Source organism: Arthrobacter sp. STN4 (assembly GCF_024539665.1).
In the GTDB taxonomy this organism is placed as follows: domain Bacteria; phylum Actinomycetota; class Actinomycetes; order Actinomycetales; family Micrococcaceae; genus Specibacter.
On the sequence record NZ_JAKZGX010000002.1, the window covers coordinates 204,560 to 220,532 of the forward strand.

The following is a 15,973-nucleotide window of genomic DNA, read 5'->3' on the forward strand; positions in this document are numbered from 1 at the left end:
GCCGGTGCACCACCCAAGGCTGCGAAGGTCCTACCGCCGGGCCAGCAAGGCCTGGTGGGCGGCGCGCCGCCTGGCCTGCTCCGCCGGGTCCGGCACCGGCAGCGAGGCCAGCAGCCGCTTGGTGTAGTCCTCCTGCGGGTCGCCCATGATCCGGTTTCCGATGCCCTGCTCCACCATCCTGCCCTTGAGCAGCACGCCCACCCACTCGGCAAGGATGTCCACCACGGCCAGGTCGTGGCTGATGAACAGGGCGGCAAAGCCCATCTCCACCTGGATGTCCCGGAACAGCTCAAGGACCTTGGCCTGGACGGAGACATCCAGGGCCGACGTCGGCTCATCGGCAATCAGCAGCTTCGGCTTCAGCGCCAATCCCCTGGCGAGGGAGGCACGCTGGCGCTGCCCGCCGGAGAGCTCATGCGGGAAGCGCTTGGCGTAGGCACGGGGCAGCTGCACGGATTCCAGCAGTTCCTCCACCTTCTTCGTCACGGCCCCGTTGGACAGGTCGGTGTGGATCAACAGCGGCTCGGCCACGCACTCGCCGATGGTCAGGTGCGGGTTGAAGGACGCGGCCGGGTCCTGGAACACAAAGCCGATGTCCTTGCGGTACGGCCGGAAGGTGCGCTCCTTGTAGTTGCGCATCTCGTAGCCGAGCACCTCCAGCGAGCCTCCCGTGGTCCGGTTGAGGCCGGCAATGGCCCGGCCAATGGTGGTCTTGCCGGAGCCGGACTCCCCCACCAGGCCAAACACCTCCCCGGCACTGATCGTGAAGGACACCTGGTCCACCGCCCGGAAGGCCGGGCTGCCGAGGCGGCCGGGATATTCAATTTCCAGGTCCGTGGCCCGCACCAGCACTTCCTTGTCCTGGAACGCCCGCTCCGTGAAGCCCGCCGAAGCGGAGTTGCGGCCCAGGTGAGGCACGGCGGCCAGCAGCTTTTGCGTGTACTCCTCCCGGGGTTGGGCAAAGAGCACCGCCGAATCGGCCTGTTCCACCACGTCACCCTGGAACATGACCACCACCCGGTCGGCCAGGTCCGCCACGACGCCCATGTTGTGCGTGATGAGCACTATGGAGGTGCCGTACTGGTCGCGCAGGTCCCGGAGCAGTTCCAGGATCTCCGCCTGGACGGTCACGTCCAGGGCGGTGGTGGGTTCATCTGCCACAATCAGGCCAGGGTTCAGCGCCAGCGCCGCGGCAATGACCACGCGCTGCTTTTGCCCGCCGGAGAACTGGTGGGGGTAGTAGTCAACGCGCTTTTCCGGATCGGGGATGCCCACCTTGCGCAACGCGTCAATGGCCAGCCGGCGGGCTTCCTTGCGGCCCACCCGCCTGCCTTCGGGCCGGTGGGCGCGCAGGCCCTCGGCGATCTGCCAGCCCACCGTGTAGACCGGGTTCAGGGCCGTGGACGGCTCCTGGAACACCATGGCCACGTCCCGTCCGCGGATCTGGCGCAGCTGGTGCGGGCTGACACTGATGACATCGTTGCCGCTGACCACCACAGCCCCGCTTCCCTGGGCCGTTTCCGGCAGCAGCCCCAGGATGGCCTTGGCCGTGACGGTCTTGCCGGAGCCCGACTCGCCCACAATGGCCACGATCTCCCCCGGCGCCACCGTGAAGGAGACATCCTTCACGGCATGGACGTCCCCGGAGTCCGTGGCAAAGGTGACCTTGAGGTCTTCTATGTCCAGCACGGGCCGCAGCCCCGACGGTTCAACGGGTGTTTGCTTGTCAGTGCGGCTCATGCGTCTACCATCTCCCCCGGTTTGACGGGCGCGTTCTTAATCTTTCCGGCCCGTTTGCGGCCGCGGAGCCGGGGGTCGTTGAGGTCGTTCATGGACTCTCCGAGCAGGGTCAGCCCCAGCACGGTGATGACGATCGCGGCACCCGGGAACACGCCGGTCCACCAAATGCCGGAGGCGGCGTCGGTCTGGGCGTGGTTGAGGTCGTAGCCCCATTCCGCCGCCGAGGAGGGTTCAATGCCGAACCCCAGGAAGCCCAGGCCCGCCAGCGTCAGGATCGCCTCGGAGGCGTTGAGCGTGAAGATCAGCGGCAACGTCCGGGTGGCGTTCTTGTAGATGTGCCGGGCCATGATGCGCACGCTCGAGGCGCCCACCACAATCGCGGACTCCACAAACGGCTCGGCCTTCAGCCGGATGGTCTCGGCCCGGATCACCCGGAAATACTGGGGAATGAACACCACTGTGATGGAAATCGCCGCCGAGAAAATGCCCGACCACAGGTTGGACTGGCCCTTGCTGATGGCGATGGACATGACCATGGCCAGCAGCAGTGTGGGGAACGCATAGATCGCGTCCGCCACCACCACCAGGATCCGGTCCAGCCAGCCGCCAATGTATCCGGAGAGCAGGCCCAGGATCACGCCAATGAAGATGGACAACGCCACGGCCACCACAATCACCAGCACGGCGGTCTGGGTGCCCCAGATGGTGCGGGCAAAGACGTCGTAACCGCCCGCCGTCGTACCCCAAATGTGGGCGGACGACGGCGGCGCCTGGGTTTCGTTGAAGCGCTGGGTTGCGCCGTAGGGGGAAATCAATGGCGCCAGCGCAGCCGTCAGCAGGAAGGCGGCGGTCAGGACGATGCCGGCGATGAGCATGCCGCGCTGCAGTCCAACGCTCTTCTTCAGCTGGGACACGATGGGAAGGCGGCTGAACAGGGATTTCTTGGTCTCCATGGCCTAATACCTCACCCTCGGGTCGATCAGCGCGGCAACCACGTCCACGATGAAGTTGGTGATGGCCACAATCACGGCGAGCAGCGCCACGATGCCCTGGACGGCCACGAAGTCGCGGGCCGTGAGGTAGTGGGCCAGCTGGAAGCCCAGGCCCTTCCACTCGAAGGTGGTCTCCGTCAGGACCGCGCCGCCCAGGAGCAGGGCGATCTGCAGGCCCATGACGGTGATGATCGGGATCAGCGCCGGCTTGTAGGCGTGCTTGGTGAGGAGGCGGTATTCGCTGACTCCGCGGGAACGCCCGGCCTCGACATAGTCCTTGCCGAGCGTGCCGATCACATTGGTGCGCACCAGGCGCAGGAAGATGCCGGCCGTGAGCAGGCCCAGTGCGACGGCGGGGAGCACGGAGTGCTGGACGACGTCCCAGAAGGCGTCGAGGTTGCCGCTGCGCAGGGCATCGAGCCAGTAGATGCCGGTCGGAGCGGCCAGTGATGCCATGGCAATTTCGGTGGAGGTGCCGGCACGGCCGGCCACCGGGAACCAGCCCAGCCAGATCGAGAAGACCAGCTTCAGCAGCAGCCCGGCGAAAAACACCGGGGTGGCGTAGAAGGAAATGGCGAGGACGCGCAAGATGGCGTCGTGGTATTTGTCGCGCTTGTACGCGGCGAGCATGCCGAAGGGGATGCCGATGGCCAGGGCCACGATGAGGGAATTGATGGCCAGTTCCAGGGTGGCCGTCCCATAGGTGGCGAGCATGTCCGAGATGGCCAGGTTGTCCGAGATGGTCCGGCCAAAGTTTCCGGTGGCCATTTGGCCCAGGTAGTCAAAGTATTGGATGAAGATGGGGCGGTCGTAGCCTGCCTCGTGGACGCGCAGCGCCAGCTGGTCCGGTGCGAGCCGCCCGCCCAGGGCTGCCGTGATGGGGTCGCCGGTCAGGCGCATCAGGAAGAAGACCATGGTGACGAGGATGAGGATGGTGGGAAAGATCAGCAGGAAGCGGATGAGCAGATATTTGCCCAGGCTGCCGCCGGCCTTCCTTTTCCGTTGGGGTGCCTGCGCGGCGGGTTCCACCGCTGGCAGGTCGATCATTGCGGTCATGGGTGCCTATTTCTGTGGTGCCAAAAAGGGTGCGGCATGGTGCCGCACGGGAAAGTGCCGTGCGGAAGGCGGGGCGTCCCAGGGAGGCCCCGCCTTCTGTCTATCTCTCGTTTTGCAGGCCACAGGCCTACTTGGAAAGAACGCCCAAACGGAACTTGAACGATGCGTCAAGGGTGTCCTTGGTGCCCTTGACCTTGACGTTGGAAACCGCCACCTGCGCGCCCTGAAGCAGCGGCAGCGTGGAGAGGTCCTTGGCCTCGTCCGCCTGGATCTGCTCAATGATCGAGGTGCGCTTGGCCTTGTCGTTGGTGACCAGCTGTTCGCTGATCAGCTTCTGGATGGCGTCGTTGCTGTAGTGGTTCTGCAGGAAGTTGTCCTTGCTGAAGAACGGCGTCAGGTAGTTGTCCGCGTCCGAGTAGTCCGGGAACCAGCCCAACTGGTACAGCGGGTACGCTCCGCCATTGGCCGTGCGCTGCTTCGAGTAGGAGACCCACTCGGTGGACTGCAGGTTGACCTTGAACAGGCCGGTGGCCTCCAGCTGCGACTTGATGGCCGCGTATTCGTCGCCGGAGGAGGAACCGTAGTGGTCGGGGTTGTACTGCAGGTTCAGGGTCACGGGGCCGGTCACGCCGGCGTCCGCCAGCACCTTCTTCGCCTTCGCCACGTCCGGGGCGCCGTTGCCGTCGCCGTAGTCCTTCTTCAGCGGTTCGGTGGCACCGGTGAAGCCCTGCGGAACGAAGGAGTACAGGGGCAGGTAGGTGCCCTTGTAGACCTGGTCGGCGATGGCCTTGCGGTCAATCGTGTCCGCCATCGCCTGGCGGACGGCCAGCGCCTTCGCGGCATCCGGCGTCGCCGTCTTGGCACCGAACGGCATGGTGTCGAAGTTGAAGACGATGTAGCGGATTTCGCCGCCGGGCCCGATGTCCACCCGGACGTTCTTGTCCGTCTTGAGGCTGTCGATGTCGGTGGCCGTCAGGCTGCGCCAGGCCACGTCGATGTTGCCCTTTTGCACGTCGAGCTTCATGTTGGTGGAGTCCGCGTAGTACTTCAGGGTCACCGCGTCCGACTTGGCGGGGCCCAGAAGGCCCTGGTAGTTGGGGTTTTTCTTGAAGGCGATGAGCTCGTTCTTCTTGTACGTGTCAATGGAGTACTGGCCCGCGAAGGACTTGCCCTTGATGATGGTGTCGTCGTCGGTGACCTTGGTGGGGCTGAACACGGTGTCGTCGACGATCGGCCCGGCCGGGCTGGTCAGCACCTGCGGGAAGGTCTGGTCGTTGCCGAGCTTGAGCTTGAACACCACGGTGGTGGGGTCAGGGGCGCTGACGCTGGCCAGGTTGCCCAGCAGCGTTGCCGGCCCGTTGGCGTCATTGATCTTCAGCATCCGGTCGAAGGAGAACTTCACGTCCTTGGAGTCAAGGGCCGTGCCGTTGGCCCACTTCAGACCGGGCTTGAGCTTGACCGTGTATTCGGTGGGGGAGGTGAAGGACGCCGAGACGGCGATGTCCGGCTTGGGATCCGCACTGCCCGGGGCCGAATTGAGGAGGAACGGGTAGATCTGGTTCATGACCATGAACGAGCCGTTGTCGTAGGAACCGGCCGGGTCAAGGAAGGTGACCTTGTCCGTGGTTCCCACCACGATCGGACCGCCCGCGGTGCCGCCACCCTGGGAGCTGCCGCCCCCGCCGGCGGGGCCGGTGCATGCTGTCAACGCAAGCAGTGAGACGCCGGCTACGGCGACCACCGACCGCAGTCCAAACTTAGTCTTAGCCATCAGCAAACTTTCTGTAGTGCCTGCACATGAAACAGGCCACACTACGAAGTGTGACCTGGCCCACGCGCCTTATGTTTACTTTCTACCAGACTTATGCCGCGGACCTTGCATGGAGCAGGAAGTTGCAACCAGACGGTTACTTAAGCGACTCGGCCCGGGGCCCCGGCACGAACTGCGGGTCCCGGCCAAACCAGCCGGCCAGGCGCGCATATTTGTCGGCATTCAGCGGCACGCGCACCTCGTGGCCAAACGCCTTGTCCGGGCCGCGGTAGTCGGTTTTCATCACCCGCTGCGACCAGGCCAGCGACTGGTCGGCCAGCGCCGGATCCAGCGTGACGTGCACGCCGGTGGCCTTGGCAAGGTCCCAGGAATGCACCGTGAACTCGGCAATCTGCAGGCCGATCCGGCTGCGCAGCGGCGCCTCTCCGCCACCGGGCAGGGCCACCTGGGTGCTGAGGTCGGCCACCGCCCAGGCACGCATGAGCATCGCGGCGCCGTCCGCAAAGCGGGTGGACCAGTCGGCACCGACGGTGGCAGTGGCGGCCAGCGGGTCAATGTTGTTGCCCCGGGCCATCACGGTGTAGTTGTGCAGGTCCTGGACCACCAGGTGGTGCAGGAGGTCCTGCACGGTCCATTCGGTGCATGGGGTTGGCCAGACCGCCTGGCCGGCGGAAATCGCCTGGATCACCTCGCCGCACTGGTCCAGGGCCCGTTCGAGCAGTTGGAGCGGGTTCGGTATTAAATGCGGGGGCATGATGGCTACCTTCCGTGATCAAAGTCACCTTGTACGGAAGTTTACGCCAGCTTGCAGTTTGGCGTGCGGCTACGGCAGCTCGGGGCGCGCCAGCGAGCGGGCCGAGTCGATGGTGGCCTGGCCCAAAACGCGGGTGCCCTGGTACAGGACCACGGTCTGGCCGGGCGCCACGCCGCGCAGCGGCTCGCGCAGGGTGACGGTCAGCGCCTGGCGGGTGCCGGCGTCGTCCGCCACCTCGGTGACGAAGGCGCGGGCCGGCACGGGGTCCCCGTGCGCGCGCACCTGGGCGTGGCAGTCGAACTCCCCGCCGGTGGCAACCTCGGCGATGGGCAGCCCGGCCCAGGAGACCTTGATGCCCTTGAGTTCGTCGATGGCCAGCAGCGCGTGGGGGCCCACCACGACCTTGTTTTCCTTGGGCCGGATCTCCAGCACAAAGCGCGGCTTGCCGTCGGCAGCAGGCGTACCCAGCTTCAGGCCGCGGCGCTGGCCCACCGTGAACCGGTTGGCGCCGTCGTGGCCGCCCACCTTGGTGCCGGTTTCGTCGACGATGTCCCCCGGGGTCATCTGGATCTTCTCGGCCAGCCAGCCGGCGGTGTCGCCGTCGGAAATGAAGCAGATGTCGTGGCTGTCCGGCTTCTTGGCCACGGACAGGCCGCGGCGTTCGGCCTCGGCACGGACCTCGGCCTTGGACGGGGTGTCCGCGAGCGGGAACATGGAGTGTCGCAGCTGCTCGTGGGTCAGCACGCCGAGCACGTAGCTCTGGTCCTTGGCCCAGTCTGCGGCGCGGTGCAGTTCCGGGTTGCCGTCGGCGTCGGTGATGACCTTGGCGTAGTGGCCGGTGCAGACCGCGTCGAAGCCCAGCGCGATGGCCTTTTCCAGCAGGGCGGCGAACTTGATGCGCTCGTTGCAGCGCATGCACGGGTTGGGTGTGCGTCCGGCGGCGTATTCGTCAATGAAGTCCTGGACCACATCCTCCTTGAACCGCTCGGAGAAGTCCCACACGTAGTACGGGATGCCGAGCAGGTCGCAGGCGCGCCAGGCGTCGTTGGAGTCCTCCACGGTGCAGCAGCCGCGGCTGCCGGTGCGCAGGGTGCCCGGCATCCGGGAGAGTGCCAGGTGGACGCCGACGACGTCGTGCCCCGCCTCAACGGCGCGGGCGGCGGCGACGGCGGAATCCACCCCGCCGCTCATGGCGGCCAATACTCGCATTACGTGCCTTTCACTTGCAGGTTGTTGCTCTATGGTGCGCTGACCTTGGTCTCGGCAGCCTTGGTCTCGACAAGCTCCATCAGCGGTTTTCCCCGGTCAGCGGTGCGTGCTCGCCGTTTGGATGGACGACTGGTGGCCGGCCATGCCCGCCTGTTTTGCGCGCGCGTAGGCCTGCGGCAGGGCCGCCACAAAGGCGTCAACGTCCGCGGGGGTCGATGTATGCCCCAGGCTGAAGCGTTGTGCGCCACGTGCGGTGTCCTCGTCCAGGCCCATGGCCAGCAATACATGGGACGGGCGGGGCACGCCGGCCGTGCAGGCCGAACCGGTGGAGGATTCGATGCCCGCCATGTCCAGCAGGAACAGCAGCGAATCGCCCTCGCAGCCCGGGAAGGTGAAGTGGGCGTTGCCTGGCAGCCGGCCGGCCGGCCTGGCGGCCGGGTCCGTGCCGCGCAGCACCGCCTCCGGGACCAGCTCGCGGACGGCGGCAATGAGCGCATCCCGCAGCCCCGCGATCCGGGCGCTTTCCGCGGCCAGGTTCGCGGTGACGTCCTGTGCGGCGGCGGCAAAGGCCGCGATGCCCGCGGAGTCCAGCGTGCCGGAGCGGACGCTGCGCTCCTGGCCGCCGCCGTGCTGGACGGGCGTCAGCGTCACGTCGCGGCCCAGCAGCAGCGCGCCGACGCCCACCGGCCCGCCGATCTTGTGCCCGCTGATGGACACCGCGGCCAGCCCGGAGTCCTTGAAGTTCAGCGGCACGGCGCCGAAGGCCTGCACGGCGTCCGAGTGGACGGGGATGCCGTGTGCTGCGGCGAGCGCAACGACGCCGGCAATGGGCTGGATGGTGCCCACCTCGTTGTTGGCCCACATGCAGGTGACCAGCGCCACGGAGTCCGCGCCGCCGTCGTCCAGTTCCCTTTTTAGCGCGGCCAGGTCCAGGGTCCCGGTCTCGTCAACGGGCAGCCACACCGCTTCCGCGCCCTCGCTCCTTTCCAGCCACTCGACGGTGTCCTGGACAGCGGCGTGTTCAACCGTGGAGACCAGGATCCGCGTGCGGCGGGGGTCGGCGTCGCGGCGGGACCAGAACAGCCCCTTGACAGCCAGGTTGTCCGCCTCGGTGCCGCCGGAGGTGAAGATGACTTCGGTGGGGTGGGCTCCGGCGGCCCGGGCTATGGTTTCGCGGGACGCCTCCACCGTGGCGCGGGCGCGGCGGCCTGCGCCGTGCAGCGAGGACGGGTTGCCGCTGCGGCTGATGGTGTTGGTGAGTGCGGCGAGGGCCGGGGCCGAAATGGGCGTGGTCGCCGCGTGGTCTAGATACACGGGCACCGCTCAATTCTACGGCATCCGGCAGCCATGCACTGATCGGAACCCTCCGCACGACGTCAACAGCAGGCGGCTTTTGTCAATCTTGTCAATCCGTGCGACTGATGGCAGGATCGCTGGTGTCTCGCATCACACAACAATCCTTGGGGGATTAAATCCATGAAGACAGCACTTTTCCGTCGAACGACGGCGGCCGCCGCATGCGCCGTTGCGGTGTCCGCTTCCACCCTGCTCAGCGGCAGCGCCCTGGCGGCGCCGGCGAATCCGCAGTCCACGCCCATTGCCTTTCCTGCGGCCGACGGCCAGCTCATGAGCTATGTGGTCAATGCCAAGGCTGCGAACGCCAACAAGGCCAGGGAGGCCGTGCAGGCGGTGGAGGCCGCCGGCGGCGTCGCGGTCCAGGAGTGGCCGGAGATCGGCGTCGTGGTTGCCCAGTCCGAGCTCGCCGGCTTCCGCACCGACGTCCTCAAGTACGGGAATTCCTCGGTGGAATCCGTCGGCGCAACCCGCACCATCACGGTCGCGGAGGGCACACCGGAGGGCATTGCCACCCCCTGGCAGCAGGCCCCGCAGCCAGCGCCTCAGCTGCGCAGCAGGCAGCTGGCCAACGCCGGCCTGCTGTACGGCGACGCAACGTTCGACGGCGCGGCCCTGGACCCGAGGGAAGGCGAGCAGTGGAACCTGGCGCAGGTGAAGGCGGACCAGGCCCACCAGCTCACCGACGGTTCACGCGACGTCCTGGTCGGGGTCCTGGACAGCGGGATCGACCCGGACCACCCGGACCTCAAGGCCAACATCGACGTGGCCAACTCCGTGAACTGCACCAATGCCGGGCGTCCGGACACTTCGCCGACGGGCTGGAACCCCACCACCTCCTACCACGGGACCCATGTGGCGGGCATCATCGGCGCCGCCCGCAACGGCGTGGGCATCGTGGGCGTGGCACCCAACGTGCGCATGGCCTCCGTCAAGGTGGTCAACGACGCCGGCTCCATCTATCCCGAATACGCCATCTGCGGCTTCATGTGGGCCGGCCTGAAGGGCATGGACGTCACCAACAACAGCTACTACATTGACCCGGTGCAGTTCTGGTGTGGCGACCAGCCCGACCAACTGGCCGTGCGCGTAGCCGTGGAACGCGCTGTGGACTGGTCCACGGACCAGGGCACGGTGCATGCGGCAGCCGCCGGCAATGCCTCCTACGACCTGGCCAACAAGACCACCGACAACGTCAGCCCGAACGACGCCGCCGGCATCCAGCGCCAGATCAACAACGGGTGCAAGGACATGCCCACCGAGCTGGACGGGGTGGTCACCGTGGCCTCCACCGACCAGGCCGGCAAGCTCTCATCCTTCTCCAACCGCGGGCTGAACGTCATTGACGTGGCGGCACCCGGATCACGGATCCTCTCCACCCTGCCGAACAACAGCTACGGCCTGCTCAGCGGCACCTCCATGGCCTCGCCCCACGTCGCGGGCGTGCTCGCGCTGATGAAGTCCGAACACCCCGGCTGGAAACCGAACCAGCTGGTTTCGCAACTGCGCAAGCAGGCGCAGGACCACCTCTGCATGCCCTCAGCGACACCGGCCGGATCCGCCTGCACGGGCACGCTGCGCAACAACAGCTACTACGGCGAAGGCATCATCGACGCCCTGCAGGCCGTCCTCTAGGACCGTCCTGGACCGCCTTCGGCAACAACCACCCCGCGGGCCTTAAGCGCTCGGTCCTTAAGCGCGCGGGCCTTAAGCGCCCCGGGCCACGATCCTGGCGCAGCAGTGGGACAGCTCTGCGTCCGGTTCTATGCTGTGGTTCGCGTCGGCACACCCCTCCAGGACGCCGTTGAGCAGCGAGCCGTTGAGCTGGCACACCACGCCGGTGTGCTCCCGGGACAGCCTGTGGAACGGGCAGTTCGCCATGATGGTGCCACCCTGGCCGTCGGGCCGGGGATCGTAGCCGGTGTCGGCCAGCAGGTTGTGGATGGTGCCGGCCCCGGCGCCCAGCCGCTTCCCGGCCTCGAACGCCACCTGGGCCAGCGCGTCCCCCACATCCTCGGAGGAGTCGATGGAGCGCTGGACCGCCGCTGCGAGCAGTTCGGCGGCGAGGTCGTAGTGGCGGGCGGGGACGGAGGCCGCCACCTCCCCCACGGCCACGGTGTACAGCTTGGTGGGGCGCCCGGAGCCGGGCCCCGTCCGCTCCCCCACCTTGCGGAACTCCACCAGCAGCAGGCCGTCCGCCGCCAGCCGGTCCAGCTGGGCCCTGATGGTGCTCTTGGGCAGTCCCAGCGCCTGCGCACAGTCGTCCCGGCTGAGGGCGTGCGGGCTTTCGCGGAGCAGCTCGAACAGCCTTTTGCGGACGGGATCGCCCAGGGACGCCACGGCGTTGAGCCGCTCCGCCTCACTCAGGGACGCGTGCTGCCGGGTTGGGTTCATGACTGCTTGCCTTCAGTGTTGGAGGGACGGGAAAGTTGCTTTGTTTCATTCCTGCTTGACGCTTTGAGTCTGCGCTTCTAAAGTCAAGAATACAAGCTTTAGAAAGGAAGAGCACATGTCGATCTCAAGTGCCGCCCTCCCGGACCTCCTCGCCTTCGATGACCCGGCGCTGGACGATGCCGCGCTGGGCCGCCCGGCACCGGTGGACCTGCCGGCGGCGCAGGCGGCCATTGCCGACTTCCTGCGCGCGCTGGGCCGGGACGCCAGCGACCCCCACCTGCTGGACACCCCGCGCCGGGTGGCGGCCGCCTATGCGGAAATGCTCACGCCGCGCGAAACGAACTGGACCACCTTCCCCAACGACGAGGGCTATGCGGGCCTGGTGATCGTGAAGGACATTCCGTTCCATTCGCTGTGCCAGCACCACCTGCTGCCCTTCCGCGGCGTGGCCCACGTGGGCTATCTGCCCGGCGAGCGCCTGTTTGGCCTCTCCAAGCTGGCCCGCGGCGTGGAATTGTTTGCCCGGGACCTCCAGGTCCAGGAACGCCTGACCCAACAAGTGGCAGACTGGTTGGAAGAGACGCTGTCCCCGCGGGGCGTCGGAGTCGTTTTGGAGGCCGAGCACATGTGCATGTCCCTGCGCGGCGTCCATACGGCCGGCACCCTGACCCGCACCTCCGTCTTTACGGGCGGGCTGGCCGACGCCGGTCCCCTGCGCAGCCAGTTCCCCCAGTAGGGCGGCCCCGCACCTTTTTGCTTCACACAAATCCACTTCCACGGAAAAGAGTTTTGTCCCATGAGTGAATCAAGCAGTCCCGCAGCCCAGGACGCCGGCATGGTCATCATCGGCGGCGGCCTCACCGGCGCCACCGCCGCCCACACCCTGCGTGAGGAAGGCTGGACGGGACCGGTCACCATTGTGGCCGACGAGCAGGAAACCCCGTACCAGCGCCCGCCGCTGTCAAAAGGATTTTTGGCCGGCAAGGAAGGTGAGGACGCCCTCCTGCCCTACCCCGCCAACTGGTACCCCGAAAACAACGTGACGGTCCTGGAAGGGACCGCAGCCACCGCCGTCGACCCCGCCGGACACACCGCCACCCTGGCCGACGGCACCGTGCTGCCCTACGTCAAGCTCCTGCTCGCCACCGGCGCCACGCCGCGCGTCATCCCCTTCCCCGGCGTCGACCTCGACGGCGTGCACTACTTCCGCACCAAGGCCGACAGCGTGGCCATGAAGGCACTGCTCTCCGCCGGCGGGCACAACCTGGTCATGATTGGTTCCGGCTGGATCGGCATGGAAATCGCCGCCACCGCCACGGAACTGGGCAACAAGGTGACCCTGCTGGGCCTGGAGGACGTACCGCTGTCCGTGGCCATCGGCAACGAACTGGGTCGGGTGTTCGCCTCCCGGCATGAGGAGGCGGGAGTGAAGTTTGTGCTGCCCTCCAGTGCCAAGGAAATCCAGGGCACCGGCGGGAAGGTCACCTCCGTGCTGACCACCACCGGGGAGGTGCTGCCGGCCGACCTGGTCATTGTCGCCGTCGGCGTGGTTCCCAACACCGGCCTGGCCAAGGATGCCGGGCTCACCATCAGCAACGGCATCCAGGTCTCGGCCAGCCTGCAGACCTCCGACCCGGACATCCTTGCCGCCGGGGACGTCGCCAACGCCCTGCACCCCGTGACCGGAGCCTACGCCCGCTCCGAACACTGGGCCAACGCCATTGCCAGCGGCAAGGTGGCCGCCAGGACCATGCTGGGCAAGGACGACGTGCTCGATGACATCCCCTACTTCTACACCGACCAGTTCGACCTCGGCATGGAGTACTCCGGCTTCGGCGCGCTCACCAAGGACGCCGAACTGGTGGTCCGCGGCAGCCTGGAAAAGCGTGAATTCATCGCCTTCTGGGTGCTGGAGGGCCGCGTCGTGGCGGGCATGAACGTGAACATCTGGGACGTCCAGGACGCCATCAAGGACCTCATCAGCTCGCAGCGCACGGTCGACACGGCGAAGCTGGCTGACCCGCAAACGCCGCTGGGGGATATTTGATGGAGGGGATGACAACTCTCAGGCCGCCTGCCGAAACCACCGCCACCGCCCCGGGCTCCGGGACGGCGGCGCCGTTTTACACCCCGCCGCTGCGCCACCCCGTGCGCCGCTTCGGCTCCCGCACCCTGGACTTCAGCCGGCACGTGGCCCTCATGGCCATCGTGAACCGGACCCCGGATTCCTTTTACGACGGCGGGGCCACCTTCGCCCTGGATGCGGCCGTGGCGGCATCCCTGAAGGCCGTGGACGACGGCGCCGACTGGGTTGACATCGGCGGTGTCCCCTTTGCGCCGGGGCCGGCGCTGGGCGCCCGGGAAGAGGGCGACCGGGTGGTTCCGGTGGTGGAGGCCGTCTCCGCGGCCAGCGACGTGATCATCTCCGTGGACACCTTCCTGCCGGAGGTGGCCGCCCGCAGCATTGCCGCCGGGGCCCACGTCATCAACGACACCACCGGCCTGGCCAATCCGGAGCTGGCCTCCGTGGTTGCGGAGGCGGGCGCCCACCTGGTCATCACGCATTCACTGGCCCGGCCGCGCACGGTTCACCCCCGCCCCAGCTATGATGACGTGGTCACCGAGGTGGCGGCATTCCTGCGCTCAAAGGTGGAGCTGGCACTCTCCCTCGGCGTCCCGGCCGAGAAGATCATCATCGACCCCGGGCACGACCTCAACAAGAACACGCTCCACACCTTGGAGCTCACGCGCCGCTTCAACGAGATCGCGGAGCTGGGGTTCCCGGCACTTGCGGCCGTCTCCAACAAGGACTTCATCGGCGAGACCCTCAACCAGGACAAGGCCGACCGGCTGGAAGGCTCGCTGGCCTCGGGCGTCATCGCCATCCTGGGCGGCGCCCGCATCCTGCGCATGCACAATGTCGGATCGGCGGCCTCCGCCATCCGCATGGCCGAGGCCGTGCTTGGCTGGCGACAGCCCGCCTACCTGTTGCACAACATGGGCGACGTCAACCGGCCCGCCCACCCGAAGGATCCCCATGATTGAGCGGATCTTCCCTGCCTCGCCCGCCCTTTCCGGCGGGGCACTCGATGCGGAACTGCTGCGGGAGGCGTCCGCCGTTCCATCCGGGCGCAGCCGGGTCAGCTTCAACTTCGTGGCCAGCGTTGACGGCGCAGCCACGGTGGAGGGCCGCTCCGGCAAGCTCGGCAATCCCGACGACCAGCACTTGTTCCAGTTGATGCGCCGCACGGCGGACGTGATCCTGGTGGGCGCCCAGACCGTCCGGACCGAAGGCTACGGCGGTGAACTGCTCAGCGCGGAGGCCCGGCAGTGGCGCCTGGGCCACGGCCTGCCCGAACGCCCGCCGCTGGCGGTCGTCTCCGGCAGCCTGAACCTGGACCCCGCCCTGGAGGTGTTCACCAACGCGCCCGTCCGTCCGTTGGTGGTCACCCTGGCCTCGGCCCCCGCGGACCGCAGGGAGGCACTTGGCCGGATGGCCGACGTCGTGCTGGCCGGCGAGCGGACGCTGGACGTTGGCACCCTGGTTGCGGAGCTGGGCCGCAGGGGGCTGCACCGCATTCATTCCGAGGGCGGACCGACCCTGCTGGGCACGTTCCACGCTGCAGGGCAGGTGGACGAACTCTCCGTCACGGTGTCGCCGCTGCTGGTGGGCGGCCTGGCCAAGCGCATCGCGGACGTGCTGCCAGGCACCCCGGCCGTGTCGCCGCAGGGGCTGGAGCTGGCACACATCCTCAAGTCCGGCTCCATGCTGTTCCTGCGCTACCTCCGCCCCCTCAACTAGGTCGCAGTTGTTGCAGCTTCCGGCCCGAAACAACCGGTTGCCATCGCAACAACTGCGACCCAGTTGGACAGTTGCGGGTGGGGTCAGTTGGCGGGCGGGGCCACTGAGAGCTTGTCCATGACCCGCGGCGTGGTCGAGGCCAGCAGCGCATCGGTGGGGCAGGCCAGCGAGACCACCAGGCCCGTGCCGGCCGTACCCAGCAGGCGCCCCCAGACGGTGCTGGCGGGCACACCCTTGGACGCCTTCGTGCCGTACGACAGGAAGGAAATGGTCCGATTTCCCTTTCCGGCCTCCGCGGACCACGGCAGCTCGGCCGGTTTGAGGGATTCGGGCACGACGGACGGGATCAGGTACGCCATCAATTTCCGGGTGGAGGCAAGATCGTCGCCCGGGGTGATGAGGGGCCCCTGGTTCGACGTGGCCCAGTACGCCAGCTGGCACCCTGCCGTGTTGGAGTACAGCGTCTGCCCGGCCACATTGTTCTTCAGCAGCTTCCATTCCGGCGGCGCCGGGGCGCCGGATCCGGAGTAGCCGCCCTGGCCCAGGATGTCGTTGTAGCCGACGGGGACGTTGCGCGAGAGCGTGGTGCCGGCCGGGAAGGTCATGTTTTTGGCCGCCACGGCCGCGGCATCGTGGCCGGCCTGGATGGTGGGCGCGGCAAAGGTCGACGGCGGCGCCACGGTGGCTGTGGGCCCCGGGACCGGAACCGCAATGGTGCACCCGCCCAGCGCCAGGGCCCCTGCTGCGGACGCCACGGCAGCCAGGAACCGGACCCGGGCCGGAGCGGCCACCCCCACAATTTTCACGGACACCACCTTACCGACCCGCCGACGGTTCCGGCTGCGGCACCCTGCCCGGGCACCGGGCTTGCTGTCAGGGTGCCCCACTAGACTGGGAGCTGA

At 67.5% G+C, this 15,973-nt stretch carries 14 protein-coding genes; 5 read left to right on the plus strand and 9 right to left on the minus strand.

Features of this window, described 5'->3' with window-relative positions; translation table 11 throughout:
- Window positions 1-30: 30 nt before the first annotated feature.
- The 7 genes from MMF96_RS03140 to MMF96_RS03170 form a co-directional block, all read right to left on the minus strand.
- On the minus strand, window positions 31-1,740 hold the full coding sequence (locus MMF96_RS03140; protein ID WP_176615475.1) for an ABC transporter ATP-binding protein: 1,710 nt from the start codon (window positions 1,738-1,740) through the stop codon (window positions 31-33).
- Window positions 1,737-2,693 carry an ABC transporter permease gene (locus MMF96_RS03145; RefSeq protein ID WP_176615476.1) on the minus strand — a complete coding sequence of 319 codons (957 nt, stop codon included), beginning with the start codon at window positions 2,691-2,693 and terminating at the stop codon, window positions 1,737-1,739. The genes MMF96_RS03140 and MMF96_RS03145 overlap by 4 nt, the downstream gene beginning before the upstream one ends.
- A gap of 3 nt (window positions 2,694-2,696) precedes the next feature.
- Entirely contained in the window at window positions 2,697-3,779 is a 1,083-nt protein-coding gene (locus MMF96_RS03150) for an ABC transporter permease (protein ID WP_371130805.1), read from the minus strand.
- 136 nt (window positions 3,780-3,915) lie between these two features.
- Window positions 3,916-5,559 carry an ABC transporter substrate-binding protein gene (locus MMF96_RS03155; protein WP_256882544.1) on the minus strand — a complete coding sequence of 548 codons (1,644 nt, stop codon included), beginning with the start codon at window positions 5,557-5,559 and terminating at the stop codon, window positions 3,916-3,918.
- A 136-nt stretch (window positions 5,560-5,695) separates the two neighbouring features.
- Window positions 5,696-6,313: a TIGR03086 family metal-binding protein gene (locus MMF96_RS03160; RefSeq protein ID WP_176615479.1), complete on the minus strand. Its 618-nt coding sequence runs from the start codon at window positions 6,311-6,313 to the stop codon at window positions 5,696-5,698.
- A 69-nt stretch (window positions 6,314-6,382) separates the two neighbouring features.
- Window positions 6,383-7,522 (minus strand): tRNA 2-thiouridine(34) synthase MnmA, encoded by a 1,140-nt coding sequence (mnmA, locus tag MMF96_RS03165; RefSeq protein WP_176615480.1) that lies wholly within the window; start codon window positions 7,520-7,522, stop codon window positions 6,383-6,385.
- Window positions 7,523-7,618: 96 nt separating this feature from the next.
- The gene (locus tag MMF96_RS03170; protein ID WP_256882545.1) at window positions 7,619-8,842 is read right to left on the minus strand and encodes a cysteine desulfurase family protein; all 1,224 of its coding nucleotides are present in this window, start codon (window positions 8,840-8,842) and stop codon (window positions 7,619-7,621) included.
- A gap of 156 nt (window positions 8,843-8,998) precedes the next feature.
- On the opposite strand from MMF96_RS03170, the gene MMF96_RS03175 reads away from it, so the two are divergent.
- Window positions 8,999-10,510, plus strand: coding sequence for a S8 family serine peptidase (locus tag MMF96_RS03175; RefSeq protein ID WP_176615482.1), 1,512 nt, complete (start codon window positions 8,999-9,001; stop codon window positions 10,508-10,510).
- A gap of 72 nt (window positions 10,511-10,582) precedes the next feature.
- On the opposite strand, the gene MMF96_RS03180 is transcribed toward MMF96_RS03175, so the two are convergent.
- On the minus strand, window positions 10,583-11,269 hold the full coding sequence (locus tag MMF96_RS03180; protein WP_256882546.1) for a metalloregulator ArsR/SmtB family transcription factor: 687 nt from the start codon (window positions 11,267-11,269) through the stop codon (window positions 10,583-10,585).
- Window positions 11,270-11,384: 115 nt separating this feature from the next.
- Here MMF96_RS03180 and folE point away from each other — a divergent pair, with 115 nt between their 5' ends.
- From folE to MMF96_RS03200, 4 genes are read left to right on the plus strand one after another with little or no spacing between them, the layout of a single operon-like run.
- Entirely contained in the window at window positions 11,385-12,005 is a 621-nt protein-coding gene (folE, locus tag MMF96_RS03185; protein WP_256882547.1) for a GTP cyclohydrolase I, read from the plus strand.
- A gap of 60 nt (window positions 12,006-12,065) precedes the next feature.
- Window positions 12,066-13,316 carry an NAD(P)/FAD-dependent oxidoreductase gene (locus MMF96_RS03190; protein WP_256882548.1) on the plus strand — a complete coding sequence of 417 codons (1,251 nt, stop codon included), beginning with the start codon at window positions 12,066-12,068 and terminating at the stop codon, window positions 13,314-13,316.
- An 8-nt stretch (window positions 13,317-13,324) separates the two neighbouring features.
- Window positions 13,325-14,314: a dihydropteroate synthase gene (gene folP / locus MMF96_RS03195; RefSeq protein WP_176615485.1), complete on the plus strand. Its 990-nt coding sequence runs from the start codon at window positions 13,325-13,327 to the stop codon at window positions 14,312-14,314.
- Window positions 14,307-15,071 carry a pyrimidine reductase family protein gene (locus MMF96_RS03200; protein ID WP_218062900.1) on the plus strand — a complete coding sequence of 255 codons (765 nt, stop codon included), beginning with the start codon at window positions 14,307-14,309 and terminating at the stop codon, window positions 15,069-15,071. Before folP ends, MMF96_RS03200 begins: the two co-directional genes overlap by 8 nt.
- 83 nt (window positions 15,072-15,154) lie before the next feature.
- On the opposite strand, the gene MMF96_RS03205 is transcribed toward MMF96_RS03200, so the two are convergent.
- Window positions 15,155-15,877 carry a hypothetical protein gene (locus tag MMF96_RS03205; RefSeq protein ID WP_176615486.1) on the minus strand — a complete coding sequence of 241 codons (723 nt, stop codon included), beginning with the start codon at window positions 15,875-15,877 and terminating at the stop codon, window positions 15,155-15,157.
- Between the last annotated feature and the right edge of the window lie 96 nt (window positions 15,878-15,973).

What these genes read in the sequence shown, in the direction of transcription:
- MMF96_RS03140 (WP_176615475.1), bottom strand. Translation starts at nt 1,740, where the DNA reads ATGAGCCGCACTGACAAGCAAACACCCGTTGAACCGTCGGGGCTGCGG.
- MMF96_RS03155 (WP_256882544.1), bottom strand. Translation starts at nt 5,559, where the DNA reads ATGGCTAAGACTAAGTTTGGACTGCGGTCGGTGGTCGCCGTAGCCGGC.
- MMF96_RS03150 (WP_371130805.1), bottom strand. Translation starts at nt 3,779, where the DNA reads ATGATCGACCTGCCAGCGGTGGAACCCGCCGCGCAGGCACCCCAACGG.
- MMF96_RS03160 (WP_176615479.1), bottom strand. Translation starts at nt 6,313, where the DNA reads ATGCCCCCGCATTTAATACCGAACCCGCTCCAACTGCTCGAACGGGCC.
- folE (WP_256882547.1), top strand. Translation starts at nt 11,385, where the DNA reads ATGTCGATCTCAAGTGCCGCCCTCCCGGACCTCCTCGCCTTCGATGAC.
- mnmA (WP_176615480.1), bottom strand. Translation starts at nt 7,522, where the DNA reads ATGCGAGTATTGGCCGCCATGAGCGGCGGGGTGGATTCCGCCGTCGCC.
- MMF96_RS03190 (WP_256882548.1), top strand. Translation starts at nt 12,066, where the DNA reads ATGAGTGAATCAAGCAGTCCCGCAGCCCAGGACGCCGGCATGGTCATC.
- folP (WP_176615485.1), top strand. Translation starts at nt 13,325, where the DNA reads ATGACAACTCTCAGGCCGCCTGCCGAAACCACCGCCACCGCCCCGGGC.
- MMF96_RS03145 (WP_176615476.1), bottom strand. Translation starts at nt 2,693, where the DNA reads ATGGAGACCAAGAAATCCCTGTTCAGCCGCCTTCCCATCGTGTCCCAG.
- MMF96_RS03175 (WP_176615482.1), top strand. Translation starts at nt 8,999, where the DNA reads ATGAAGACAGCACTTTTCCGTCGAACGACGGCGGCCGCCGCATGCGCC.
- MMF96_RS03200 (WP_218062900.1), top strand. Translation starts at nt 14,307, where the DNA reads ATGATTGAGCGGATCTTCCCTGCCTCGCCCGCCCTTTCCGGCGGGGCA.
- MMF96_RS03180 (WP_256882546.1), bottom strand. Translation starts at nt 11,269, where the DNA reads ATGAACCCAACCCGGCAGCACGCGTCCCTGAGTGAGGCGGAGCGGCTC.